At 71.8% G+C, this 24,938-nt stretch carries 20 protein-coding genes; 12 read left to right on the forward strand and 8 right to left on the reverse strand.

Going from position 1 to position 24,938, the window contains the following annotated elements; translation table 11 throughout:
- Positions 1 to 44 precede the first annotated feature (44 nt).
- Positions 45 to 785, reverse strand: coding sequence for an NAD(P)H-binding protein (locus AB0D49_RS26050; RefSeq protein WP_362761589.1), 741 nt, complete (start codon positions 783 to 785; stop codon positions 45 to 47).
- A gap of 291 nt (positions 786 to 1,076) precedes the next feature.
- Between AB0D49_RS26050 and AB0D49_RS26055 the strand changes: the two genes are divergently transcribed.
- A complete protein-coding gene (locus AB0D49_RS26055) occupies positions 1,077 to 1,544 on the forward strand; it encodes a cupin domain-containing protein (protein ID WP_362761591.1) in 468 nt (155 codons plus the stop codon).
- Positions 1,545 to 1,695: 151 nt separating this feature from the next.
- Here the strand turns inward: AB0D49_RS26055 and AB0D49_RS26060 are convergent, their stop codons facing one another.
- Positions 1,696 to 2,190, reverse strand: coding sequence for a cupin domain-containing protein (locus AB0D49_RS26060; RefSeq protein ID WP_362761592.1), 495 nt, complete (start codon positions 2,188 to 2,190; stop codon positions 1,696 to 1,698).
- Positions 2,191 to 2,367: 177 nt separating this feature from the next.
- A complete protein-coding gene (locus tag AB0D49_RS26065; protein ID WP_362761593.1) occupies positions 2,368 to 2,838 on the reverse strand; it encodes a carboxymuconolactone decarboxylase family protein in 471 nt (156 codons plus the stop codon).
- Between the two features lie 313 nt (positions 2,839 to 3,151).
- Between AB0D49_RS26065 and AB0D49_RS26070 the strand changes: the two genes are divergently transcribed.
- The 5 genes from AB0D49_RS26070 to AB0D49_RS26090 all read left to right on the forward strand — a co-directional run bounded on the left by AB0D49_RS26070 (position 3,152) and on the right by AB0D49_RS26090 (position 9,813).
- On the forward strand, positions 3,152 to 3,913 hold the full coding sequence (locus AB0D49_RS26070) for a DUF427 domain-containing protein (protein WP_362761595.1): 762 nt from the start codon (positions 3,152 to 3,154) through the stop codon (positions 3,911 to 3,913).
- Between the two features lie 311 nt (positions 3,914 to 4,224).
- Entirely contained in the window at positions 4,225 to 5,175 is a 951-nt protein-coding gene (locus AB0D49_RS26075; RefSeq protein ID WP_362761597.1) for an alpha/beta hydrolase, read from the forward strand.
- A 321-nt stretch (positions 5,176 to 5,496) separates the two neighbouring features.
- Positions 5,497 to 6,216, forward strand: a complete 720-nt coding sequence (locus AB0D49_RS26080; RefSeq protein WP_362761599.1) for an alpha/beta hydrolase — start codon at positions 5,497 to 5,499, stop codon at positions 6,214 to 6,216.
- Between the two features lie 181 nt (positions 6,217 to 6,397).
- Positions 6,398 to 6,739: a hypothetical protein gene (locus AB0D49_RS26085; protein ID WP_362761601.1), complete on the forward strand. Its 342-nt coding sequence runs from the start codon at positions 6,398 to 6,400 to the stop codon at positions 6,737 to 6,739.
- A 302-nt stretch (positions 6,740 to 7,041) separates the two neighbouring features.
- Positions 7,042 to 9,813 (forward strand): AAA family ATPase, encoded by a 2,772-nt coding sequence (locus AB0D49_RS26090; protein ID WP_362761603.1) that lies wholly within the window; start codon positions 7,042 to 7,044, stop codon positions 9,811 to 9,813.
- Between the two features lie 122 nt (positions 9,814 to 9,935).
- On the opposite strand, the gene AB0D49_RS26095 is transcribed toward AB0D49_RS26090, so the two are convergent.
- From AB0D49_RS26095 to AB0D49_RS26105, 3 genes are all read right to left on the reverse strand, one after another.
- The gene (locus AB0D49_RS26095; RefSeq protein WP_362761605.1) at positions 9,936 to 10,358 is read right to left on the reverse strand and encodes an OsmC family protein; all 423 of its coding nucleotides are present in this window, start codon (positions 10,356 to 10,358) and stop codon (positions 9,936 to 9,938) included.
- 323 nt (positions 10,359 to 10,681) lie between these two features.
- Entirely contained in the window at positions 10,682 to 13,423 is a 2,742-nt protein-coding gene (locus AB0D49_RS26100) for an AAA family ATPase (RefSeq protein WP_362761607.1), read from the reverse strand.
- A gap of 550 nt (positions 13,424 to 13,973) precedes the next feature.
- Positions 13,974 to 15,629: an FAD-binding protein gene (locus tag AB0D49_RS26105; protein WP_362761609.1), complete on the reverse strand. Its 1,656-nt coding sequence runs from the start codon at positions 15,627 to 15,629 to the stop codon at positions 13,974 to 13,976.
- Positions 15,630 to 15,832: 203 nt separating this feature from the next.
- Between AB0D49_RS26105 and AB0D49_RS26110 the strand changes: the two genes are divergently transcribed.
- The 5 genes from AB0D49_RS26110 (at position 15,833) to AB0D49_RS26130 (ending at position 22,687) form a co-directional block, all read left to right on the forward strand.
- Entirely contained in the window at positions 15,833 to 18,646 is a 2,814-nt protein-coding gene (locus AB0D49_RS26110; protein WP_362761611.1) for an AAA family ATPase, read from the forward strand.
- 165 nt (positions 18,647 to 18,811) lie between these two features.
- The gene (locus tag AB0D49_RS26115; RefSeq protein WP_362761613.1) at positions 18,812 to 19,543 is read left to right on the forward strand and encodes a sigma factor; all 732 of its coding nucleotides are present in this window, start codon (positions 18,812 to 18,814) and stop codon (positions 19,541 to 19,543) included.
- A gap of 125 nt (positions 19,544 to 19,668) precedes the next feature.
- Positions 19,669 to 20,022: an antibiotic biosynthesis monooxygenase family protein gene (locus AB0D49_RS26120; protein ID WP_362761615.1), complete on the forward strand. Its 354-nt coding sequence runs from the start codon at positions 19,669 to 19,671 to the stop codon at positions 20,020 to 20,022.
- Between the two features lie 70 nt (positions 20,023 to 20,092).
- Positions 20,093 to 21,277, forward strand: a complete 1,185-nt coding sequence (locus AB0D49_RS26125) for a low temperature requirement protein A (RefSeq protein WP_362761804.1) — start codon at positions 20,093 to 20,095, stop codon at positions 21,275 to 21,277.
- Between the two features lie 342 nt (positions 21,278 to 21,619).
- Complete coding sequence (locus AB0D49_RS26130; protein WP_362761617.1) at positions 21,620 to 22,687, forward strand: ferritin-like protein; 1,068 nt, start codon at positions 21,620 to 21,622, stop codon at positions 22,685 to 22,687.
- Between the two features lie 172 nt (positions 22,688 to 22,859).
- Here AB0D49_RS26130 and AB0D49_RS26135 read toward each other — a convergent pair whose 3' ends face one another.
- Complete coding sequence (locus AB0D49_RS26135; protein WP_362761619.1) at positions 22,860 to 23,804, reverse strand: RNA polymerase subunit sigma; 945 nt, start codon at positions 23,802 to 23,804, stop codon at positions 22,860 to 22,862.
- On the opposite strand from AB0D49_RS26135, the gene AB0D49_RS26140 reads away from it, so the two are divergent.
- Entirely contained in the window at positions 23,803 to 24,033 is a 231-nt protein-coding gene (locus AB0D49_RS26140; protein ID WP_362761621.1) for a hypothetical protein, read from the forward strand. The two genes, AB0D49_RS26135 and AB0D49_RS26140, sit on opposite strands and share 2 nt — an antisense overlap.
- Here the strand turns inward: AB0D49_RS26140 and AB0D49_RS26145 are convergent.
- A complete protein-coding gene (locus tag AB0D49_RS26145; protein ID WP_362761623.1) occupies positions 24,018 to 24,722 on the reverse strand; it encodes a TetR family transcriptional regulator in 705 nt (234 codons plus the stop codon). The two genes, AB0D49_RS26140 and AB0D49_RS26145, sit on opposite strands and share 16 nt — an antisense overlap.
- Positions 24,723 to 24,938 lie beyond the last annotated feature (216 nt).

Below are 24,938 nucleotides of genomic sequence, written 5' to 3' on the forward strand. Positions count from 1 at the left end.
CGGTGGCCTCAGCGGCTCCGGGCCGCGGGTCGCCGCCGGTGGCGTCAGCGGCTCCGGAGCCACTGGGCGAACGTGTGCCGGCCCAGATGGGCGTCGGGCCCGGGAAGGAGGGCTCGTTCGCCGAGCACCGCGCCGAAGAACGGGGCACGCGGGTCGGCGACCACCGGGCCGTGCCCGCCGAGAGCGGTCAGCAGCGCGGCGGTGGCGTCCTCGAGCGGGACCTCCTCGGGCCCGGCCGCCTCCAGGACGCCGAAGAGCGGCAGACCCACGGCGACATGGGCGAGCACCGCGGCGACGTCGTCCGTCGAGACCGGCCGCAGCAGCAGCGGCGGCACACGCACACCGTCGGGCCGCGCACCGGCGTTCGCGGTGGCCTCCATGGACTCGAAGGAGGGTGTGGCGCGCACCAGGGAGTACGGAACGGTGGCGTGCCGCACCAGGTCCTCCTGCGCCGCCTTGGCCCGGAAGTGGCCCGAACCGACCCGGTCGGCGCCCACCACCGACAGCGCCACATAGTGCCCGACACCGGCGGCGGTGGCGGCCTTGAGCAGGTTGCCCGTCGCCTTGGCGAAGAACTCCATGCCGGGCCCTTCGTCCCGCGAGGGCGCGTCGGTGACGTCCACGATCACATCGGCACCGCGCAACGCCTGGTCGAGGCCCTGCCCGGTGCTGACGTCGACCCCGTGTCCGCGGGAGACCGGCACGACCTCCACGCCGTGGTCCCGGAGCCTGGCGGCGGTCCGGGAACCGATCAGACCGGTGGCACCTGCGACGACGACTCTCATCTGGTTCTCTTCCGTCCGGGGGCCGTTGACAATGACCCCGCTGGGTCTCGGTGGGCACCGGCGGCGGACACCCGCCTGCCACTGTGCTCGTCATCCCTAGACAGGGCGGGTCCGCTTGTTGTGACACCGTGCCGGGCTCCCGGTGCCGGACAGGGCCGGCCGTCGCCCTTGTCACAGATCGGCCTGACCCCCGGTCAGAACAGTGGAGCGGTCTTCACGACCGGACATCACCACCGTGTGGGCGGACTACGGACCGTCCGGCAACGGTGGGACCACGGAAGGTGCGACTCAGTGTCGGAGAACTCACAGCACGCCCACCACGGCCACGACGGACACGGTCACGGAACCGGCGGCGAGGACGGTCCGAGCTGGACCCGAGCGGCGAGGATGCTTCAGGACGCCTCCCCGATCACCGTGCCCGAGGGCGCCTCGGCGATGACCATTCACGTCCAGTGGGAGCCCGGCGACCCCGGCACCCCGCCGCACCGCCACTACGGCCCGGCCTTCGGCTATGTCATCAAGGGCGCGGTGCGCTTCGAGCTGGAGGGCGAGCCCGAGCGTGTCATCGAGGCAGGCGGCACCTTCTGGGAGCCGGGCGGCGACGCCATCCACTACCAGGACGGCAACGCCCTCACCGACGAGCGGACCGAGTTCGTCGTCACCATGATGTGTGCCCCCGGGAAGCCCATGCTCGAGCTGGTGGACGAGGAGGAGCTGAAGGAGCGCGCCCACCTCCGCGCCCCGCGACCCACCGCCTGACCTCCGCGGGGCCGGGCGCCGTCCCCCACGGGTGGGCGGCGCCCGGCCCCGCGCCGTCACTCACCGGGCGAGAGCCCTGGAGGGCGACGGCGTGTACGGCGGCGCGGCGGTACTTCCCGGTGCCCCAGCCGGGCCCGCCTGTCGGCGGTTCCTACTCCACGAAGTACGAGTCGTGCCGGTCGAAGAACGCTGAGCGTTCCTCCTCGGAAGCGTGCGCCAGGTGTGACACCTCCTCGAAGTACTCCTCGCGCGGGGCGCCCGGGGTGAACAGGAGCAGCATGTCGGCCGGGGCGTCGGAGTCGTTCCGGAAGGCGTGCAGCCCGCCCTGGGGCACGTGCAGGAAGTCCCCCTTGCGCGCGTCGACCCACCGCGCACCGTCGAACACACGCACGGTGCCGTCCAGGATGTAGAACGACTCCGAGATCCGCTTGTGGAAATGCGTCTTGGGCCCGCCCGCCCTGGGCCGCATCTCCACGCGGTACAGCCCGAACTCACCCCGTGTGGTGCGGGTGGTCGCCAGATAGTGGGTGGCGTCCTTCCCGGTGCCGCTCTCGCCCCTGTCCGGGGGTGTGGTGGCGGGCCGGAAGACGGCGCTGACCTCACCGTCCTCACCCCAGTACTTCTGCTCCGGGTACGGGTACGACATGTCTGCGTCCTTTCCTTCGGGCGGCGTGCCGTGGCGCGCCGGAGCGGACCACGGGACGGTGGTCCGCTCGACAACGAGACCGGCGGGGTCCCACGGGGTGTGTGTCCGTCACCCGGTCGAAGGTCGGGGCCGCCGGGTGACGGACGGTTCAGGTCCGGTCGGACCGGCCCGGACGGCTCAGCCGAACATGCCCGGCCGGTAGTCACCGGCGGGCTGCCGGTTGATGACGTTGATGCGGTTGTAGGCGTTGATGACGGCGATCAGGGAGATCAGCGCGGCGAGCTGGTCGCCGTCGTAGTGCTTCGCCGCGTTCGCCCATGCCTCGTCCGGTACACCGTCCGAGCCGTCCGCGATACGGGTGCCCTGCTCGGTCAGCTCCAGCGCCGCGCGCTCCGCGTCGGTGAAGACCGTGGCCTCGCGCCACACCGCCACAAGGTTCAGACGCTGCTGTTCCTCACCCGCGGCGAGGGCGTCCTTGGTGTGCATGTCGGTGCAGAAACCACAGCCGTTGATCTGGCTGGCACGGATCTTCACCAGTTCCTCGGTGGCGACCGGGAGGACCCCGTGCACCGCCGCGCCCGCCGAGTTCAGATGTTTCATGACCTTGCCGGCGAGTGCGTTGCCGAAGTAGTCGATACGCGCGCCCATGATGGATCTCCTCAGGTGCGGAACAGTGACAGCCCACTGACCGGGTGCACCCCGGATCTGTGACATCGTGGATCGTCGGCGCCCCTCCACTCGGACCGGGCCCTCTCCGGACCCGGACCACACACCGACCTGAAACACCGTGTGACAACAACGTATGGTCGTACTTCGCCCTCCGGATCGTCCATCGTCCCCGGGCACAGCCGACAGCGTCGAACGACCCAGCGAGGGCCGTCGGCCCGAGGAGACGCGTTCCCGCCGGGTGCCGCGGACACCGGACACGGAGCGCACCATCAGCGAACTCAAGGTGATCACCATGGCAACCGAAAGTGTTCTCCACCCACGCCTGATCGTCCCGATCGGGCATGTCGAACCCGTTCCCCGCCGCATCCGGGCCCTGATCGGCGGACGTGTCGTCCTCGACACCCGCCGCGCGCTGTACGTGTGGGAACGGCAGGCGTATCCCGCGTTCAGTATTCCGGTCGAGGACCTGGTGGACGGTGTACTCCACGACGACCACCACACGGAGCAACTCGGTGCCGGTCCCGCGCACCGTCACACCCTGAAGGTCGGGGCGGAGGTCCGCGCGGGTGCCGCGTGGGTCTGGGCGGACGGCGCCCCGAGGGCCCTCCAAGACACCGTGCGTTTCGAGTGGGACGCGCTGGACTCCTGGTTCGAGGAGGACGAGCCGGTCTTCGTCCACCCCCGGAGCCCGTACTCCCGTGTGGACGCCCTGCGTTCCGGCAGCAGTGTCCGGGTCGAGCTGGACGGTGTCGTGCTGGCGGAGGCGCCCGCTTGCGTGAAGCTGTTCGAGACCGGTCTGCCGACTCGCTACTACCTCGACCGCACGGCCATCGACTGGACCCGTCTGCGGCACTCGGACACGGTGACCCGATGCCCGTACAAGGGGACGACGAGCGGTTATTGGTCGTTCGACAGCGACACCGCCTCCCATGAGGACATCGCCTGGGCGTACGACTTCCCGACCGTCCACGTCCAGCGCATCGCCGGACTCACCGCGTTCTACAACGAGCGTGTCGATCTGTACGTCGACGGCGCCCTGCTACCGAGGCCGTAGATCCCGTCCGGCTGGTATCCGACTGACGACGCCGGATCGGCGGCTCGGGTCGGCGCGGACTCTGCACCGGCACAGTCCGTGCCGGTGAATGAATACCGCGCCGTTCCGCCCGGCGCGGACTCTGCACCGGCACAGTCCGTGCCGGTGAATGAATACCGCGCCGTTCCGCCCGGCGCGGACTCAGTTCGGCAAAGACCGTGCCGGTGAGTGAATACCGCGCCGTTCCGTCCGGCGCGTCACACATCGGCTCCCGGCCCGGTCTCATGAGGTGGAAAGCCTTTCCCCGTCCACCGCCTCACAAGGAGCACGCCGTGAGTCACATCATTCTTGAGCCCGCCGCACAGGAATTCGCCGACGCGACCGCCAAGCCGCCACTGCTGTACGAACTCGGTGTCGAGGGAGCGCGCGCACTTCTCGACGACGTCCAGTCCGGGCCCGTCGAGAAGCTCGACGTCGAGGAGAAGTGGATCACTGTGCCGGCCCAGGTCGGCGACGTGCGGGTGCGCATCATCAAGCCCGTCGGCAGCACCGGCCGCCTGCCCGTGATCCTCTATGTGCACGGCGGTGGCTGGATTCTCGGCGACGCGGGCACCCACGACCGTCTGGTGCGTGAACTGGCCGTGGGCGCGGCGGCGGCCCTGGTCTTCGTCGAGTACGACCGCTCCCCGGAGGCGAAGTACCCGGTCGCCGTCGGGCAGGCCTACGCCACTGCCCAGTGGGTCACCACCAAGGGCGCCGAGGAGGGCCTGGACGGGTCCCGTCTGGTCGTCGCCGGTGACTCCGTCGGCGGCAACATGAGCGCCGCCCTGACCCACCTGGCCAAGCGGCGCGGCGACGTGACCTTCCTGCACCAGTCGCTGTACTACCCCGTCACCGACGCGGGCCAGGACACCGAGAGCTACCGGACCTTCGCCCATGGGCCGCATCTGACCGCGAAGGCCATGGAGTGGTTCTGGGACGCCTACGCCACCGACCCCGCGGAGCGGAACGAGATCACCGCCTCCCCGCTGCGCGCCACCCTGGAAGACCTCCAGGGGCTGCCGCCCGCGTTCATCGCGGTCGACGAGAACGACGTCCTGCGCGACGAGGGCGAGGCGTACGCCCGCAAGCTGATCCAGGCCGGTGTGCCCACCACCAGCGTCCGCTACAACGCCAGTCTGCACGATTTCATGATGCTGAATCCGGTTCGCGGAACTCAGGCATCCACCGCGGCGATCGAGCAGGCCGTCCACGTCCTCCGCAAGGCTCTCTCCACCGGATGATCCCGCGCGGCGCAATTCCGCGAAGAGAACCAGAAATACCGGCGTACATCTCGGGCTGACGCGAATTCCCGGGACCCGGTGGAATTCAGAACGCGTAACCCTGATCCGGAATCCGCTCTGCCCGCCGGTGCCGCGAGGCGGACCGCCCGCGACGGCACAGCCGTACGACCGACGACACGCGTAGGCCACCGACACAGGCACCGACGCGGCGAAAGACATCGGTGGCGCCCCGCGCAGATGTCCGCTCCGGCCCGTGCTCGCGGCGGGGTCACCTCCACCGGTCAGTGCGAACCCAACCATCAAGAAGGCAGGACCACTCCCATGAGCGCACAGCAGCCGACCATCGTCCTTGTCCACGGAGCGTTCGCGGACTCCTCCAGCTGGAACGGCGTGGTCGACAGGCTCCAGACCCACGGCCACCCGGTGGTGGCCGCGAGCAATCCGCTACGGGGACTGGCCAGCGACAGCCAGTACGTCAGACAGCTCGTGGCCGCCATCGACGGCCCTGTGGTCCTCGTCGGCCACTCCTACGGCGGCTCGGTCATCAGCAACGCCGCGAAGGGACTCGGCAACGTCAGGGCACTCGTCTTCGCGGCGGCCTTCCTGCCCGACGAAGGCGAGAGCGCGATCACCCTGTCCGGCAGGTTCCCGGGCAGCACCCTCGGGGAGACGCTCCACCCGGTGCCGGTCACCCTGCCCGACGGACGCCAGGTCACGGACCTCTACATAGAGAAGAGCAAGTTCCACCAGCAGTTCGCCGCCGACGTCCCCGAGGGGACCGCGGCGGTCATGGCCGCCACCCAGCGACCCGTGGCCGATGCCGCCCTGGCCGAGGGCGCCTCCGCCCCCGCGTGGAAGGACATCCCGTCCTGGGTCCTCGTGGCCACCGAGGACCGGAACATCCCCGCCGACGCGCAGACCTTCATGGCCGGGCGCGCGGACGCCACGGTGGTCACCGTCGCCGCCTCCCACGCGGTCGCCGTCTCGCGCCCCGGTGAGGTCGCGCGTCTGATCGACGCGGCGGCGCGGGCGACCGGCTGAGCGACCGGTGCTCAGCGCGTCCGCCGTCGGGCCACCGGTCGGTCGAGCGGTCGGCGCCCGACGGCGGGCGTCGCCGCGTCCCACCCGCGCGGTGACGCCCGAGTCGTCGCGCGACCCCCTCGATCCGATGGATCTCCGGTCCGGATTCCGAGCGCCGGGCCGGCGACTCTGGGAGCGCATCATGAACACGAACCAACAGGCCGCTCGCGGGCTGGCCGACATCGAGGCATATCTGTACCGGGCGGCCCATCTCGGCGCCGCGCGTCGGCGTGTGTTCGCCTTCACCGAACGCACCGGCGGGCTGACCCATGAGCAGCGCAGGGCCATCGAGCTGTGGTACCTCGACGAGCAGCGGAGGGTGGCCCGCATGGTGACGCGGCACATCACCGACAGCGTCGGCGCGGCCGAGGCGGCGCACCACATCCGGTTCAGGCGGTGGCTGCGCGGGACACTGATCGCCATGGTCCTGATCACGATGGTGACCTTCGTGTGCACGGCGGTGGTCGTCGGGTCGGTGACCTGATCCGCGGGCGTCCCACCGGCTGTCGCGCCGGTCCATGGCGGAAACTTTCGGCCAGGTGCGCCCGAGCCCGGCCACGGGCGCCCCACGGCGCCGCCCTCGCTCGCCCCCGGGCCACCGCCACTCCTCTCCGTGAGAAACACCGAGGTCAGGTTGGAGCGGAGGGCGGAACCGATGGCGACGAGCCGGAGCCAACGCGTCCGGATCACCTAGTCCCGGACGACCCCGCGGAACGGGAAGCCGCGAGTTCAGGACAACCCTGCGGAGTCCGAACGCCGGGGTATCGTGGCGGCGGGGAGGCTGCCATGACGGGTGACGGGACACGGGCGGGGCTCATCGGCCGACGGCATGAGCGCCTGGTTCTCGATGACCTTCTCACCCGCGCCAGGGCCGGGCGGAGCGGCGTCCTGGTACTGCGCGGTGAGGCGGGCATCGGGAAGACCGAGCTGCTGGCGTACCTGCTCGGCCGGGCGGCGGGCTGCCGTGTCGTCAGGGTCGCCGGTGTGCAGTCGGAGATGGAGCTCTCCTACGCGGGGCTGCACCAGCTCTGCGCTCCTCTGCTGGCCCATCTCGATGATCTTCCCGAGCCGCAGCGGAACGCATTGCGCACGGCGTTCGGGATGCAGGTCGGAGAGGTGCCCGACCGGTTCCTGGTCGGCCTGGCCACCCTGAGTCTGCTCGCCGCGGCGGTCGGCGACGAGCCGTTGCTCTGCCTGGTCGACGACGCGCAGTGGCTGGACCGGGTGTCGGCCCAGACCTTGGAGTTCGTCGCCCGCCGGCTGCTCGCCGAGTCCGTTCTGCTCGTCCTGGCCGTTCGCGAGTCCGGCTCCCGCGAGATCCTCGCCGACCTCCCCGAGCTTCCGGTACGCGGACTGAACGAGCGCGAGTCGAGGGAACTCCTCGACTCCGTCGTCACCGGTCCCCTGGACCAGGGGGTGCGGGACCGTATCGTCGCCGAGACGCGCGGCAATCCGCTGGCGCTGCTGGAACTGCCGCGCGGCCTGACCGCCGTCGAGATGGCCGGTGGTTTCGCCGGACACGGGGCCCGGCCGATGTCCCGTCAGATCGAGGCGGGCTTCCTCCGCCGGATCCGCTCGCTTCCGGTGGAGACACGGCACCTGCTGCTCATGGCCGCTGTCGAGCCGGTCGGCGATGTGGCCCTGTTGCGGCGCGCCGCCGAGCGCCTGGGAATCTCCGTGGACACCGCCGCGACCCACGCCGAGGCATCGGGCCTGATGACGCTCGGCACATGGGTGCGCTTCCGCCACCCGCTGGTTCGCTCGGCGGTGTACCACGCCGTGGACTTCGAGGAGCGCCGGCGGGTGCACAGGGTGCTGGCCGAGTCGATCGACGCGGAACTCCATCCCGAACGCCGCGTATGGCACCTGGCGAGCGCGACGGTGGGACCGGACGAGGCCGTCGCCGCCGAACTGGTGGGGTCCGCCGGGCGGGCGCACGCCCGCGGCGGGATCGCGGCGGCGGCTGCCTTCCTGCACCGGGCCACCGAACTGACCGCGGACCCCGTACACCGCGGAGCGCGGGCGCTGGCCGCGGCACGGGCCGAGTACCAGGCGGGCGCCTTCGACGCGGCGCGGGAACTGGTCGACGCGGCGGAACTCAGCCACCTCGACGAGGTCGGAGCCGGCCAGGCGACCCTGCTCCGGGGACAGATCATGTCCGCGGCCAAGAGCGCGAGCGCCGGACTGCCGCTGCTGCTGGACGCGGCCGAGCGGCTCCGGCCGTACGACTCCGCACTCGCCGGCCAGACCTACCGGGACGCGATCTACGCGGCCCTGACCGCGGGCCGGCTGGCCACCGGCGGCGTCCGCGATGTCGCCGAGGCGGTGCTGAGCGGCCCAGACCGGGTCGACACCGCGAGCCGCGAGGGTCTGCTGCTGACCGGCCTGGCACGGGTGGTGACCGAGGACTACGCGGCGGGTGCGCCGCTCCTGTTGAAGGCCGTGGCCGCGTTCGGGGCGGAGCCGCTCACCCGGGAGGACGGTCTGGGATGGCTGCCGCTCGTGTGCCGCATGGCGCACGGCACCTGGGACTTCGCCGCCTGGTCCGAGCTGTCGGCGCGACTGGTCGACCTGGCCCGCGACCACGGTGCGCTCGCCGTGTTGCCCTCGGCCCTCCTGCTGCGCCTGTCGAACCGGGTGTTCGCGGGCGACCTCCGCGGCGCGGCCTCCCTCGCCGCTGAGGCCAGCGCGATCGGTGAGGCCACGGGCAGCAGCTTCTTCGCGCACTACGGAGCGCTCGTCGTGGAGCCCTTCAAGGGAGGGGAGTCCACGACCCGGCAGGCGATCGAAGCCGTCACGCACGACCACATGCTGCGGGGCGAGGGCAAGGTGACCACGGCCACCCAGTGGGCGTCGGCGGTCCTCCACAACGGCCTCGGCCGGTATGAGGAGGCGTTTGCCGCGGCCGAGCGTGGTTCCGGGAATCCGCAGGAACTGGGGCTCTCCCTCCAGTCCCGGGTGGAACTCGTCGAAGCGGCCGTACGACTGGGGCGGACCACACATGCGGCCGACGCCGTGCGGGTGATCGAGGAGATGACAGAGGTCAGCGGGACCCCTTGGGCACGTGGCATCTCCGCCGCCACGCGGGCGCTGGTGAGCGGAGGGCCCACCGCCGACAGCCTGCATCAGGAAGCGATCGAGCAGCTCGACAGGTCGGGGGCTCACATGGACGGAGCGCGGGCACAGCTCCGCTACGGTGAATGGCTGCGCCGGGAACAGCGTCCGGCCGAGGCCCGTGCCCAGCTGAGCGCGGCACACGAGACGCTCGGCGCAGCCGGCGCCGAGGCGTTCGCGGAGCGCGCGCGACGGGAGCTGCTGGCCACGGGGGTGAAGCTGCGCAAGCGCGCCTCGGCCACACCGGCGGTCCTCACCGCGAAGGAGACCGAGATCGCGCGACTCGCCCAGGGCGGTTTCACGAATCCGGAGATCGCCGCCCGGCTGTTTCTCAGCCCCCACACGGTCGAATGGCATCTGCGCAAGGTTTTCGCGAAGCTGGGGATCTCCTCCCGCAAAGACATCGGCTCGATACCGCTGGAAGGTGTGGCGCACACGCCCTGACCCACCGACGTCATGGGCGGGCCGGGCGCCGGGAAGCACCTCGGCGGGGCAGGTGAAGGTCACGGCGATCCGAACGCGCCCTCAAGGGGCGGGGATTCGCGCGACCGGCCACGGCGGTCCCCCTACGGGGCGCTCAGGCGCCGTACGCATCCGGTTCCACCAGCAGGGCGGGAACGGTGACGATCGTCACCTCCCTGGTCAGCAGGCGGTGCACGGGGACAGCGTCCGGCGGCTGCCAGCAACTGCTCCCGCTGAGCCGGCTCCAGGTCATCACCGGTCAGCCCGACGTTCTTGACGATGTGCCCTCGGTCCCCGAACCGCACGGCCACGTCGACGCGTTCGAGCGGCCAGCGGTGCCGGTCGGCGAGCGCCCGCAAGGCCATGGAGGTGCACGATCCCAGCGCGGCCAGAAGCAGCTCTCCCGGGGTGGGACCCGTATCGGTGCCGATGGGCTCGGGTTCGTCGGCGGTCAGGGTGTGCGTGCCGATCGCGATCGAGCGGGTGAGCCCTCCGCCTTCGGTGACGGACACGATGCGCGGGGTCATGGGTCTTCCTCTCGGCCGGGGGCGGGGACCGTGGTGTCGCCCATCCCTCTTCCGCACAGACCGAGCGGGGGACGCGGGTGTGACAGTCCGGCGCGGGGAGGCGCGGCCGTCCGGATCGCATCCGCGAGAGGTGGCGACGGTCGCGGGAGGCCGTGCCAGGTCATCGCCGGAGCGGCTGTCCCCCCATGTCCGTGGTGCCCGGCGGGAGACCGCTCGCAGGGGCGGGGCCACCTCGTGGTGGGCGCGCCTCCCGTGCCCCGGGAACGGTGATTCCCCATGGCTGACGGGCAGTGGGGGACCGCCCGGCCACGACGAGGTGTCGGTCAGAGCGCGGTGCGCAGGAGCCGCCGGGAGGCGATGCCGAGTTTGGCGTACACCTTCCGCAGGTGCCATTCCACGGTGTGCGGGCTGAGGAACAACCGGGCACCGATCTCGGAGTTGGTGAGCCCGTCCCGGGCCAGTCGCGCGATCTGGGTCTCGTACACGGTGAGCGCCGCCGTGGCCGCACCGTCGCGCCGGGCCACCGTGTCGCCGTTGGCCCGCAGCTCACGGACGGCGCGCTCGGCGAACGCACCCGCGCCGAACCGCGTGAACAGGGCGTGCGCCGCACGCAACTGGTCCCGGGCGTCATCGCGGCGGTTCGCCCGCCGCAACCACTCCCCGTACAGCAGACGCGCCCGTGCCGACTCCGCCGCGATCCGGGTGCGTCCGAGTCGTTCGATCGCCTCGCGGTACAGCTCTTCGGCCGTGTCCCCCTGGCTCAGCAGTGCCCGGGAGCGTGCCTGGACGCCCGCCGCCCAGTCCGTCGCCGCCGCGTCCGTGGTCACGGTCAGACGGGCCAGAGCGGTCTCGGCCGCCTCGGTGCGCCCGCTGCGCACCGCGGCCTCCACCAGTTCGATCAGTCCCCAGTCGGCCGCGACCAGGTCCTGCGGATGCCCGCTCGCCGCACGGGCCGCGTCGAACGCCTGCTCGTACCTGGCAAGGCCGTTGTGGAGCACCGCTTCGGCCTGTCGCGCGACGGCCACACCGGTACCCTCACCGCATTCGAGGGCGTCCTCCACACCGGCCTCGATCAGCGGAACGGCCTCGTGCGCGCGTCCCCGCCAGGCGGCGAGTGTCATCGCGCCGTACGGCGCGAAGCTGCCACGGGTCGCGTCCTGGAGCCCGGCGATCTCCGCGATGAGCGGCGCCGCCGCTTCCAGCTCGCCGGCGCAGGTGTGGACGACGGCCCGCGCGTTGAGCGCGAGCGGCAACTCGGTCGGCGCGCCGATGGCGCGGGCCGTCCGCAGGTGGCGGGTCACCAGCGCTGTCCAGCTTTCGTCGTCCCACACCTCGGCCGCCAGCGCCGAGGCCAGCCACGACCAGCGCAGCACTTCCTCCGGGGCGGCCTCCCGGCGGAAGGCGCGTACCGCGTCGCGCGATGCGGCGACCGCGTCGCGGTGGCCGCCGGTGAACCGGGTGGTCACGGCGCGCAGGAGCAGATCGGCGTTGCGCGGCGCCCCCGTGACGGGTGACAGCGTCTGCCGCGCCCTCACCGCCACCTCGCGCGCGTCCGCGCCGGAAACGAGGTGCCCCGCGAGCAGGGCGGCCGACAGGGCGTCCAGATAGGTCTCGCGGGCCAGGCCGGCATCCAGCGGCGCCAGGCGTCGCGCGGTGGCCAGCAGCAAGGGGAGCGCCTCGTCGACGCGACGGGAGGCGAAGCTGATCCGGGCCTCCACCAGGTCCGCGTGTGCGGAGCCCTGCTCGTCCAGGGCTCCGCTCCGGGCCAGCGCCAGCAGATCGCGGGCCGAGGAGGCCGCACCGGCGCGGAGTTTCGCCTCGGCCGCGGCGAGGGCACGCGTCGCCTTGCGCCGCGGGGCGGGCGTCAGCACGGCCGCGTGCGCGAGGAGCGCCGCCGCCGCGGTGGTGCCGCCCCGCGCGAGTGCCCGCGCGGCCGACGACTCCAGCTCGGCGGCGATCCCCTCGTCCGGGCGTACGGCCGCTCGCGCCAGGTGCCAGGCACGGCGGTCGGGGTCGAGGACCGGGTCGGTCACCTCCGCCAGCACACGGTGGGTCTCCCGCAGCTCCGCGAGCCCGGCCGACCGGTAGATCGCGGAGCGCAGGAACGGGTGCCGGAAGCGCACCAGGTTCCGGACGTCGAGCAGTCCCGCCGTCACCGCCGGGCCGATCTCGGCCAGGCTGATGTCCAGTCGCTCGGCGGCGCGTCTGAGCAGCGCCACATCGCCGATCGGCTCGGCGGCGGCGGTCAGCAGCAGTCGCCGCGCCGTCGCCGGCAGCGAGTGGACCCGGGCGAGGTGGTCCGGCTCGACACGGCTGGTCACGGGACCGGGAGCGGGCAGGCCGAGCCCCTCGGACGGTTCCGCCTCGATGAGGTCGTGGGGGAGTTCCAGCAGTGCGAGGGGATTGCCGCGGGCTTCGGCGAGGACGCGGTCGCGGATGCGCTCGTCCACCGGGCCGTTCGCCGCCGTGTCCAGCAGGGCGCGGGCGTCGGTGTCGTCGAGGCCGTCCAGCGTCAGCTCGGGCAGCCCGGCCAGATCGTCGCGTCCCCGCCGCGCACGGGAGGCGAGGACCAGTGCCAGCGGTTGGGCGAGCATCCGCCGCGCCACGAAGGCCAGCGTCTGCGCGGAGACCCTGTCGAGCCACTGCGCGTCGTCCACGAGGAAGAACAGCGGCTGCTCGGCGGCCACTTCGGTCAGCAGTCCGAGCACGGCCAGACCGACCAGGAACCTGTCCGGAGGCGGTCCCGCGCTCAGCCCGAACGCTGTGGCCAGCGCTTCTCGCTGCGGAGGCGGAAGGGAGTCGGCCCGACCGAGGAACGGGGCACACACCTGATGCAGTCCCGCGAACGGCAGCTCCCGCTCCGACTCGGCACCCGCCCCACGGGCGACGCGGTGCCCGGCGACCCGTGCCACCAGGCTCTCCAGGAGAGCGGACTTACCGATTCCGGCAGCACCGCGCACGACCAGTACGCCACTGCGTCCGGCCTCCACCTCCGCGACCAGTGCGTCGAGCGCCTCATACTCGCGGCGCCGACCGAGCAGCCGCTCGGGACCGCCCCCGCTCACCCTGACCCCCGCACACGCATGTCAACAGCGTATGCGACCGGGTGGGCAGGCCCTGGGCGGCGCTGGCGAGTGAGGGAGATCATGGGTATGGGAAGGCATGGCCGCGTCGCGACGGGCGAGGTTCGCGGGGGGCAGGAACATCAACACCAGAGTTCCCTTCCCCCGCTCCGTCCCACTGGATCGACGGCCGTGCCGTCCAGGGCTCGGGGCCGCCGATGGACGTGGTGAACCCCGCCGCCGAATCGGTCGTCGCCCAGGAGGAGATCTTCGGACCGGTCCTCGTCGTCATCCCCTACACCGACGACGCCGGCCGCGGCACGCGGTCGAACTCCGGGGCTCCGGCCGGGTGGCCGATGGGCCTCCCGCCACCCGCCGGAAACCCCGGCCGCGGCCAGACCCCTCCCGTCGAGATCACGGGAAGCACAGGTCGGGCGTGCCACCGGCGGAAGCGGTGGGCGAGGCGCCCCTCCGGTCGGCCGCGCTCCGACAGCGGGCGTCCGCCGGGCCGGTGATGGCTCGGGCGACCAGGCGCCGGCCGAGACGCCGCACGTCAGTTGGGCGAGGGGGACTTGGGGACGGGTTCGCGTCGCACCCCGGTCGTCGGGGACCACACCAGGTGGACCGCCGGGTCCGGATCGGCGTCAGGGTAGTCGGACCGGTGGTGGCAGCCCCGTGTCTCGCGCCGCTCCCGCGCGCACTCGAGGGTCGCGCGAGCGGCGAGCACGGCGGACCTGAGGTCATAGGCGTACGCCAGGTCCTGGAAGCCGCAGATGTCGACGTGCACTCCCGCGCACCCCACGCGGGCCTCGATCTCGTCGAGTTCGACCAGCCCGGCGGCGAGCCCGGTCTCGTCCCGTACGACACCGGCGCGCTCCGTCATCAGATGCCGTACCTTCCGCAGCAGCGCGCGGACGTTGTGGTCGTCGTCGGCGGCAAGGACCCGGTCCACGTCCGTCGCCGCGGCACGCACCACGGTCGGCGACCGTTGCACGGAACCACGTCCGGCCGAGTACCGCGCCGCCGCCCGACCGGCGATTCGGCCCTGGACCAGCGGTTCCATCAGGGAGTTCTCCTCCAGCAGACCCGCGCCGGGCGGAGCACCGGCCGCCTGCCCGATCACGAAGAGCCCGCTGACATCGCTGCTGTGGTCCTCGGGCCGCACCCGGACACCGCCCAGGGCGTACTGGGCGGTCGGCGCCACCTCGATCGGGTCCCGGGTGATGTCGAGCATCGTCAGGTCCCACAGGGACCGGTACACCTGGGGCAGCCGTGACAGGACCGTCTCACGCGGCAGGTGGGACAGGTCGAGCCACACACCGCCGGACCGGGTGCCCCGGCCCTCCTTGATCTCCGTGTAGGACGCGGACGCCACCCTGCCCCGGCTGCCCAGCTCCAGCAGTTCCGCGTCGTAGCGCGCCATGAACCGCTCACCGAGGGTGTTGAGCAGGACGCCGCCCGCACCGCGAGCCGCCTCGCTGACGAGAGTGCCGGCCGCGTTCTCCGGCTTGATCAGCCCGAAGGGGTGGAACAGCACCATCTCCGGGTCGCGCAACCGGGCGCCCGCCTCGACGGCCAGGCGGAAGGCGGCACCGGTGTTCTCGGCGCGACGCGAGGACGTACGCCGCCAGATGCGTGTGTGCCCACCGGCCGAGAGAATCACGGAGTCGGCGTGCACGACGTAGCGCGAACCGTCGGCGAGGTCGAATCCGTAGGCACCGAACACCGTCCCGTCGTCGACCAGCAACCGGGTGACGTACACGCTCGGCAGGACGGGGACGGCGAGTTGCCGCACACGTTCGCGGAGCGTTCGCCGCGTCTCCGCACCCGTGTCCCCGTCGTCGGACAGGGCGCGGCGGTACGACCGGTCGCCGGACCGGCGTTCTTCCGGCCACCCGTGCGCCTGCCGGTCGAGGCGCGTGCCGTGGCGCCCGGCGTCGTGGAAACCCCGTACGCCGTAGCGGTCCGCGATCCACGCCCGCACGCTGTGGGCCGCATACCGTTCCCCCGCGTCCTCCGTGTCGGCGGCGGTCGGCCCCGGCCCGGCAGCCCAGGCTGCCCTCGCGGTGGGGACATCGTCGGCCGCGCCGTTGGTCACCGCGATGACCGCGACACCGGCTTCGGCGACTTCGATGGCCGCCCGCAGGCCCGCCTGGCCGGCTCCGACCACCAGAACGGACGTGGCGAGCTGATGTCCGAGCGACGACATGGGACCTCCAGCGACAGCGGACGGGCAAGATCATGGATAGGGGTCGACCGGACAGCGGGCCCGTTTGTGACAGCCCCGGGGCACTTTTCTGCGTGGAGTCCGTCACAACACTTCGACACAAGGTGTGGAGCCTGGCCCGGGTATCGTGACAAGGATCGTTCCGACAGTGTTGTGGAAGAGCCTTCACGAAGGAGCCGCGTCGCATGATCGCCAGCCCGCCCCCCGACCTGGTCGGCCGGCAGCGCGAGTGTGCGGCGCTCGAAGACCTGCTGCTCGGCCTTCGCGAGGGCGAGTCCCGGGTGCTGGTGGTCCGTGGCGAAGCCGGCATCGGCAAGTCCGTGCTCCTGAGACACCTGGCCGCGCGGGCGGCACGGGTGAGAGTGACCTGGGCACACGGCATCGAGGCCGACATGGAGCTGCCCTACGCGAGCCTGCACCAACTGTGCGCCCCGTTCCTTTACGAGCTCGACGCGCTGCCCGAACCCCAGCGCGACGCCCTCCGCGTGGCGTTCGGCATGGCGGCCGGAGATCCACCCGACCGCTTCCTGGTCGGCCTCGCCGTGCTCACCCTGCTCACCCGGGCCTCGGAGTCCCGACCGGTGCTCATCCTGGTCGACGACGCACAGTGGCTGGACCAGGTGTCCCTGCAGACCTTGGAGTTCGTGGCGCGGCGGCTGCTCGCCGAAGCGGTCGCCATGGCCTTCGCGGTGCGCGACCCCGAGGGACAGACCGCGCTCGACGGCCTGCCGGCGCTGCGGATCGGCGGTCTCGACACCGCCGCGGCCGGTGAGCTGCTCGAGGCCGCCGTCGGCGGGCGGCTGGAGAAGCGCGTCCGGGACCGCTTCGTGGCCGAGATGCACGGCAATCCACTCGCGTTGCTCGAATTCTCCCGTGGGCGCAGCGCCGCCGAGTTGGCGTACGGCCTGGACTCGTCGGGGCACCCAGGCACCCAAGGGCCGGTCGCGAGCCGTATCGAACGGGACTTCGCCAGTCGGCTCGGTGCGCTGCCGGCGGCGACCCGGACGCTGCTCCTGATCGCCGCGGCGGAACCGGTCGGCGACCCGTGCCTCCTGGTCCGCGTGGCCACCGCACTCGAGATCACCCCCCAAGCGGGCCCGGCCAAGGCGGCCGGTCTGATCGAGTTCGGTGAGTCGGTCCGGTTCCGGCATCCGCTGGCCCGTTCGGCGGTCTACCACGGAGCCGAACCCGAAGAACGCCGGGCGGTCCACCGGGCGCTGGCCGAGGCCACGGACCCGGTCCTGGACCCCGACCGGCGCGCCTGGCACGCCGCCGAGGCCGCCGACGGGCCGGACGAGGAGGTCGCCGCCGGGCTGGAGCGGGCCGCCGACCGCGCACGGCAGCGCGGTGGCATCGCGGCCGAGGCGGTACTGCTGGAACGCGCGGCCGAGGTGACACCAGACCCCCGGCCGCGGGGGCGCCGAGCCCTCGCGGCGGCCGAGGCGCACTTCTCGGCCGCCGCGCCCGACCGGGCCACAGAGCTGGCGACGGTGGCCGAACTGTGCCCCCTCAGCGCCCTGGACCACGCCCGACTGGCGCGGCTGCGGGCCAGGATTCTCTTCGCCCGCAGCCGCAGTGACGAGGCGGCACCACTGCTGCTCGACGCCGCGGCGCAGTTCACCGCCGCCGGGTCGCCACTGGCCCGGGAGACGTATCTGGAGGCGATCAGCGCGACCATCTTCGCGGGCCGCGTCCACGGCCCCACAGGTGCTCGCGCAGCCGCGATCGCGGCCCGCGGGTCCGGGGCCCCACCGTCGGGCTCCCCGGCCGCTGACCTCCTCCTGGACGGTGTGGCCGCACTCCTCACGGACGGATACGAGACGGGTGTCCCGGCCCTGCGCGGCGCCCTGGACCTGCTCGCGCACGAGGAACTCACCACCCGGGAGGCCACCATGCGCTGGCTCCTGCTGGTCCCGGTCGCGCTGGAGGCGTTCATCCACTACGCCTGGGACCTGCACGCGTGGGACACGCTGGCCAGTCGCGCGGTGCGCCTCGCCCGTGACATCGGAGCGCTGGGCGCGCTGCCACCGGCCCTCATCTACGCCGGCGGCGTGCACATCCACTACGGCGACTTCGCCGAGGCGGCCAGGATGATCGACGAGGCCGACGTACTCGCCGCCGCGACCGGCCACGCCCCGCACACGTACGCGGCGCTCGTCCTGGCCGCGTGGCGGGGCGAGGCGGACCTCGCCGCGGGCATCATCGAAGAAGCCCGGGACCGGGCCGAACAACGAGGCGAGGTCTCCCTGTTGGGCGCCATGGGCTACATCCAGGGCGTCCTGTTCAACGGCCTGGCACGCTACGAGGACGCCCTGGAGGCCGCTCGTACGGGCATCGAGCACGACGGATTCAACTTCACCGGCCTGTCACTCGTCGAACATGTCGAGGCCGCCACCCGCTGCGGTCGCCTCGACGAGGCCCGAGCGTCGCTGGCCCGGCTCGTCGAACTCACCCGTGCCGCCGACTCCGGCTGGGCTCGCGGCGCCGGCGCCCGCAGCCAGGCCCTGCTCGCCCACGGTGACCGGGCCGATCGTCTGTACCGGACCGCGATCGAGGAGTTCGGCCGCGGCGGTGTGACCGTGGAGGTGGCACGCAGCCACCTGCTGTACGGCGAGTGGCTGCGCCGGAGCCAGCGCCGATCGCTCGCCCGGGAGCATCTGCGCAGGGCGCACTCGATGTTCGACGGAATGCGGGCGCACGCCTTCGCCGAGCGGGCCCGCCGCGAGCTGCTCGCCACCGGGGAGCACGCCAGGGCGCGGGAGACCGGGCCGACGAGCGCTCTCACCCCCCAGGAGTCACAGGTCGCGACGCTGGCCGCCGACGGCATGACGAACGCCAGGATCGGCGCAGAGCTGTTCATCAGCCCCCACACCGTGGAGTGGCACCTGCGGAAGGTGTACGCCAAGCTCGGGATCACCTCCCGGCGCGCGCTGCCGGGTGCCCTCGGGAGCACTGCGGTCACGGACGTCAGGGACGGGGGCCCGGTCCCGGCGGGGTGAGTGCCGGGCCCGGACCCCCCGGGGGTCCCCGGGGGTCCCCTGGGGGGTCCCCGGGGGTCCCCACGGACTCGACCACGGTCACCAGGGGCGCGGTACGGGAGGCTTCGGACCGAGGGTGGACACATCGCCCTGTGCAGGGCGCCTGTCCACGAAGAGGAGTCCCCGATGTCCGCGCCCAGTCCGCAGACGACGACGCCGGCCCCACGCCCGGTCGCCCAGCCGGACGAGGAGGACCTGTCCCTGGCCCTCGAAACATTCCTGGCCCAGCGGACACGGCTGTTCCATATCGCCCGCCGCATCGTCGGAGACGCCTCACGAGCGGAGGACGTGGTGCAGGAGGTGTGGCTGCGCTGGCAGCTCACCCAACGGGCCACGGTCCAGAATCCGGCCGCGTTCCTGACCACGGCCACCACCCGGCTGGCGATCAACGTCGTCCAGTCAGGATGGCACCGCCACGAAACCCCGGCCGAGTGGCAGTCGGCCGACATCGGCGACCCGTCCGCCCAGGACCCCGTGCGCCAGGCCGAGCAGGCTGCGGCGCTCGAAGCGTCCCTGGCCCTGCTCATGGCGCGACTGACACCGGATCGAGTGGCCGCCTACGTACTGCGGAAGGGTTTCGGCTACGCCTACGCCGAACTCGCGGAGTTGCTCCGGATCAGCGTCCCGCACGCGCGCGTGGTGGTCTTCCGCGCGCAGGCCCGTCTCCAGTGCGCCCGCGAACGGCCGGTCGCCGCTGACGCGCACCGGCGCCTCGTCACCGCGTTCCGGACCGCGGCCGACACGGGGGACACGGACGGCCTCGTGCGGTTCCTCGTCTCCGAGGGCCGTGTCCACCGCCTGCCGTCGGCCCACCGGTCCCCAGAGCCGGCACAGGTGCCCCTCCGGCACGCGGCGTGAGAACGAGCGCGCGGTACGCACGGGCGGACGCCGACCCCGTACGGGCCGTGATCACCAAGGTAATCGCGCGGCAAAGAAGTCCGAGGGCCGGTCACACGGTTGGGACCTATCCGGTCACACTTGGTGTGAGTCACTCCCTGGAATCGAGGACCGGTGTCGACGGCCCGGTCACTGTCATCAAGCACTACACCGTGCCCGCGGACGAAGCCGACCACTTCACCGAGGTGTACCAGGAGAACGCCCGGATCATGTCGACCCAGCCCGGCTTCCTCCGCTCCCGGCCGCACCGCCCCCTCGCGGACGCGCCCGAGACACGGTTCGTCCATGTCGCCGAGTGGACCTCGGGCGCCGCGCTCGACACAGCCACCGGGAACCCTGAATGGCACGCCTCGCTCCAGCGCATGTTCGACGACCCGGGCCTGCACATCACCGCGGAACCGGCCGGCTACCGCGTCGTCGTCGAACTCCGTCCGTCCTGACACCGACGGCCGGGAGAGGAGAAGAAGGACCGTGAAAGAGCGGATCGGCAGTCCGACGGACAGCGGGACCGTGCCGGGGCCGCGGTCGCGCGTCACGGTCGGGCGCGACCCCGCGGGATCGCACCGCAGCGCCACCCCGCTGGAGCTCCTGTTCGATCTGTGCTTCGTGGTCGCCGTCGCCCAGGCGGGCGGGAGGCTGGTGCACGCCGTGGCGGCGGGACACGCCGGCCAGGGAGTCATCGGCTACGCCATGGTCTTCTTCGCCATCTGGTGGGCCTGGATGAACTTCACCTGGTTCGCCACCGCCTACGACACCGACGACGTGCCCTACCGGCTCCTCACGCTGGTGCAGATCGCGGGCGTCCTCGTCCTGGCGGCCGGGGTGCCGCGGGCCTTCGACCACGCGGACTACTCCATCATCGTGGGCGGCTATGTGGTGATGCGGCTGGCCCTGACCAGCCAGTGGATCAGAGCGGCCGGCCGTGCACAGGGCGGCGCCCGGACCACCGCCCGGCGGTACGCGGGTGGCATCGCCCTTCTGCCCGCCGGATGGGTGGCCTTCGGGTTCCTGCCCCGCGGCGATGCCCAGATGTGGGTGTTCGTCCTGCTCGTGGCCGCGGAACTGGCCGTACCCGTGGTGGCGGAGCGCGGCGACACCACCCCCTGGCACCCCCGGCACATCGCCGAACGCTACGGCCTGTTCACCCTGATCGTGCTGGGCGAGACGGTCGCCGCCGCAACCGTGGCCGTCCAACGAGCCCTGGACAGGGGCAGTTCAGCGGACCTGCTGCCCATCGCGGCGGGTGGCCTGCTGATCGTCTTCGCCGCCTACTGGATCTACTTCATGGTTCCCATCCACGAACATCTGCGCGCCCGAAGAACCGCGTTCCTGTGGGGATACGGCCACTACGTCGTCTTCGGCAGCGCCGCGGCCATCGGTGCGGGACTCCACATCGCGATCGACCAGGTCACCGGCGAGGCCCCCATCAGCGGCCTGAGTGCCGCCGCCGCGGTCACCGTGCCCACGGCGGGATTCGTCTTCTCCACCTGGCTGCTCCACGCACGCCACCACAAGCCGTCTCTGCGGCATCAGGCGGTCCTGCCGATGACCGCCGCCGCCATCCTGGCCTGCACGTTCGCGGGCAGATGGGCGGTGCTGTGGGCCGGCGGGGTGGCGGCGGCGAGCGTGGCGGCCTCCCTGACCATGCGTCACCGCGACCACGCGCCGAGCACGACGGAGGACCCGGCGCGCTGATCGGTTCGTTCGTCGGGAAGCGGGAACTCACCCCCGACTGGACACCAGTCGAAACACTGTCTCATCTCCACGATGCATCGACGCCGCGTGTAGAAAACACCGTTGGTATGCACAACAGATCCCGTTCGGTGTCACAGATGGTGGTCCCGTGCGGTCAGTGAGGGTGAATCAAGGGCGGTGCCCGCCTCCTGGCGGCGCACCCACCGCTTCGGCGGCGCACCCACCGCTTCGGCGGCGCACCCACCGCTTCGGCGGCGCACCCACCGCTTCGGCGGGGACGGGACGACACCGGCGCACCGCCGCCGCCCTTGCACCACGACACCGGAAGTGAGTCTCCTCGCCATGCTTCAGGACACGTTCGACCCTGCCGATGAGCCCTCGGCCACGGGCATCGCCACACTGGACGATCTGCGTACCCACTTGCAGTGGGCCATCGAAGTGGAACACTCCACACTGCCGCCCTACCTGACAGCCCTGTACTCCCTCGACCCCGCGCGGAACGCGGATGCCGCACAGCTCGTCGGCGGTGTCTTCGTCGAGGAGATGCTGCACCTCGCCCTGGTCGCGAACCTGCTCAACGCGGTCGGCGGACACCCCCGACTGGACGCGCCCCACCTGCTGGCCCCGCACCCGCGGACCATGCCGCACGCCGACCGGTCCATCGAGCTGGCCCTGCTGCCGTTCGGGCAGGAGGCCCTCGGAATGTTCCTCCGCCTCGAACAGCCGGCGCGACCGGGAGACCCCGCCGAGGGCGACCACTACACGACCATCGGGCAGTTCTACGACGCCATCGAGAAGGGCCTGCTGCACCTGTGCACCGAGTTGGGTGAGGACCAGGTCTTCACGGGGGACCCCAGCCGTCAGGTCACCGGCGGCCCCTTCGCGCACACGGCCGGCCACCTCAGCCCCGTGACCGACCTCAGCTCGGCGCTCGTGGCGCTGGCGGAGATCGTGGAGCAGGGCGAGGGCGCGGCCCGTGCCGACGTCTGGGACGGGGACGTCGATCTGTTCCACCCTGAGACCAAGGCGGTCTCGCACTACTACCGGTTCCAGGAACTCGCGCGGGGCCGGCGCTACCAGCCCGGGGACACCCCTGAGTCCGGTCCCACCGGAGAGGCGGTCACCGTGGACCCCGCCGGCATCCGGCCCTTGCGCCCCAACCCGCGACTGGAGGACCACCCCGAGGGCAGCCCGATCCGCACAGCGCAGGAAGAGTTCAACAAGACGTACTGCACGATGCTGCACCAGCTGGAGCAGACCTTCAACGGACACCCGGCGATGCTGGGGATGTCGGTGGGCACGATGTACGCGATCAAGGGACAGGCGCAGAGCCTCATGGCCCTCCAGGATGACGACGGTCTCGCGGTGGGCCCGACCTTCGACTATGTGGCACCTGAGGATCGCCTCTGAACCACGGCTCGCACGACCAGCGCCAGCCCCGGACCGGGCCCCGGGGTGGTGCGCGTGGTGCGCGTGTGGGCGCACATGCCGTGTACAGGCGCTGTGCCCCCTCCACGACACCTTGCGTACGTCCCGCTCCCTCCTGAGACCGGCCCCGGTCTGCTCGCCGATGGCCCTGGCGTCACCGCGTCTGGTCGAAGCGGGGGCCACCGTGCCTGTGCGGCTTGTTCCAGGACCGCAGCTTGTCCGGATTGAGCATGACCCAGACCTGGGCGACACGGTCGTCGGTGATGTCGAGGCCGAGGACGCCGACCACCTCCTGCCCGTATCGGGCGACGAGTCCGGTGCGGCCATTGACGGAATGGGTGGTCAGGGCGGAGCGCGGGTGGCGGGCCAACAGGGTGAGGAGACTGCCCGCGACCTGTCGGCTGCCGTGGACCTGTCCGGTCAGCGCCCGTACCTTGCCACCACCGTCGAAGAACGCGGTGACGTCCGGGCACAGCAGTGCGGCGAGCTGTTCGGCGTCCTCGGTGAGGCAGGCATCCCGGACGGCACGAGCCAGGGCTTCCTGCCGCTGTGGCGTCGTGGGCCGGGAACGTTGCACTGCGAGCCAGCGCCGGGCACGATCGGCGAGTTCCGTGGCCGAGGGCTCCGGGCGGCCCACGATGTCGGCGACCGTTCCCTCGGTCATTCCGAAGACGCGCAGCACGAACGTCGCCCGCTCTGCACTGGACAACGACTCCAGCACGTTCCGCACGACCCGACCGGCCTCTTCCTCCTTGTGGCCCGTCGCACCGGGGCCCGCTGGTGCGAGCCGGTCCAGACAGATCCCGCCCGCGGTCCTGGCCAACCATGACCGGGGAACGGCGATCCGACGACGCTCGGTCTCGGACAGCTCGTACCACCGGCGGTAGGTTTGATCGACCACGCTGTCAGCCGCGGCCGGGCTCCCCAGCATCCAGTACGCGACATCCAGCAGGAACCGACGCTCGTCCAAGAGCTCCGTGATCGGTACCGTCTCACCTGGGTCCATGCGGCGCTCTTCCTCCAGGACGACCTGGTACACATCCGTGCCGTCGACGTTCGGCTCACCCCATTGACCGGCGGCCCACCGATCTTGTGACATGAGCCCGGCGTCCCGCTCGCCACCACCACAGGGCTCCGCCGTACGCCTCCGCCCATGTGCAAGGGCACAGCTGTCCCTCTTCGCAGGGCATCCACGGCGCTACTCCACCGAGCGCGTCGCCGAGGACCTGGTCACGGTCCTCGACGAACTGTCCGTGGACCGGGCCGATGTGTACGGCCACCGGCCGGCACGGCGAGGCGCGGACGCCCCCGATCAGCCGAGGCCCTGATCGAGGGCAGGTCCGGCCGGAGCGCAGGCTCCTTGTGGCTGGGGACCCCGCACACCGGGCTCCAGGGCGATACGTGCCGAGCGGAGCACACCGACGACGTTCCCGTGCACCGCAGCGATGTCGGCGGGAGCGTCGATCCGTTCGCGGCGCGCCACCTCGTCCAGGGTCACACGGAACACCGAGGAGACCAGTGCGACGGCCGTGCGGGCGGCCCAGGCGGGCAACGCGGGGGCGAGGTCGGCGCCGAGCCGGTCTCCGGCGTGCCGGACGAAGGCTTGGTTGCGTTCCAGGGCGGCGGTGAGCAGTGCGGGGTCGGTGTGGATCAGTCGGTTGAGGCGTAGGAAGCGGTGGAGTGCGGTGTCGTCGCCGATGAACTCGGTGAAGGTCCGGGTCCAGTGGTGGTGCAGGGCGGCGACGGGGTCGGTGCCCGCGCGGATGTCGAGGGCGGCGTGGTCCACGAGGTGGGTGAGGTGGTCGGTGCTCCAGAAGCTGTTCCAGAACACGGCGTCTTCCTTGCGGGGGAAGTAGCGGAAGAAGGTCCGCTGGGAGATGCCTACGGCGTCGGCGATCTCGTCCACGGTCGTGCCCGCCGTGCCCTGTTTCTCGAACAGCTCAAGGCTCGTGTCGGAGATGAGGAGAGCGGTCTTGAGGCGCTTGCGCTCACGCAGTCCCTGCGCCTTGTCGCTCACGGTCGGCTCCCTTGTCGATGCCCTGGGGGTGTGTATGGCCGCGCGCTGGGCGCGTTGATCGGTCGGGCGGTGGATCATCTGCATCAACGCATCAAAAATGACCGGTCGTTTTGAAGTTGTCAACCCTGGTGGCGCGCCGATCGTGGGTGCCTGACGAATGTCAGCCCTTGACAATACGACTGGTCATATTCGATTCTGGTCACTGGTCGCGCCATG

This window comes from Streptomyces sp. NPDC048290, assembly GCF_040652095.1.
Classification (GTDB): domain Bacteria; phylum Actinomycetota; class Actinomycetes; order Streptomycetales; family Streptomycetaceae; genus Streptomyces.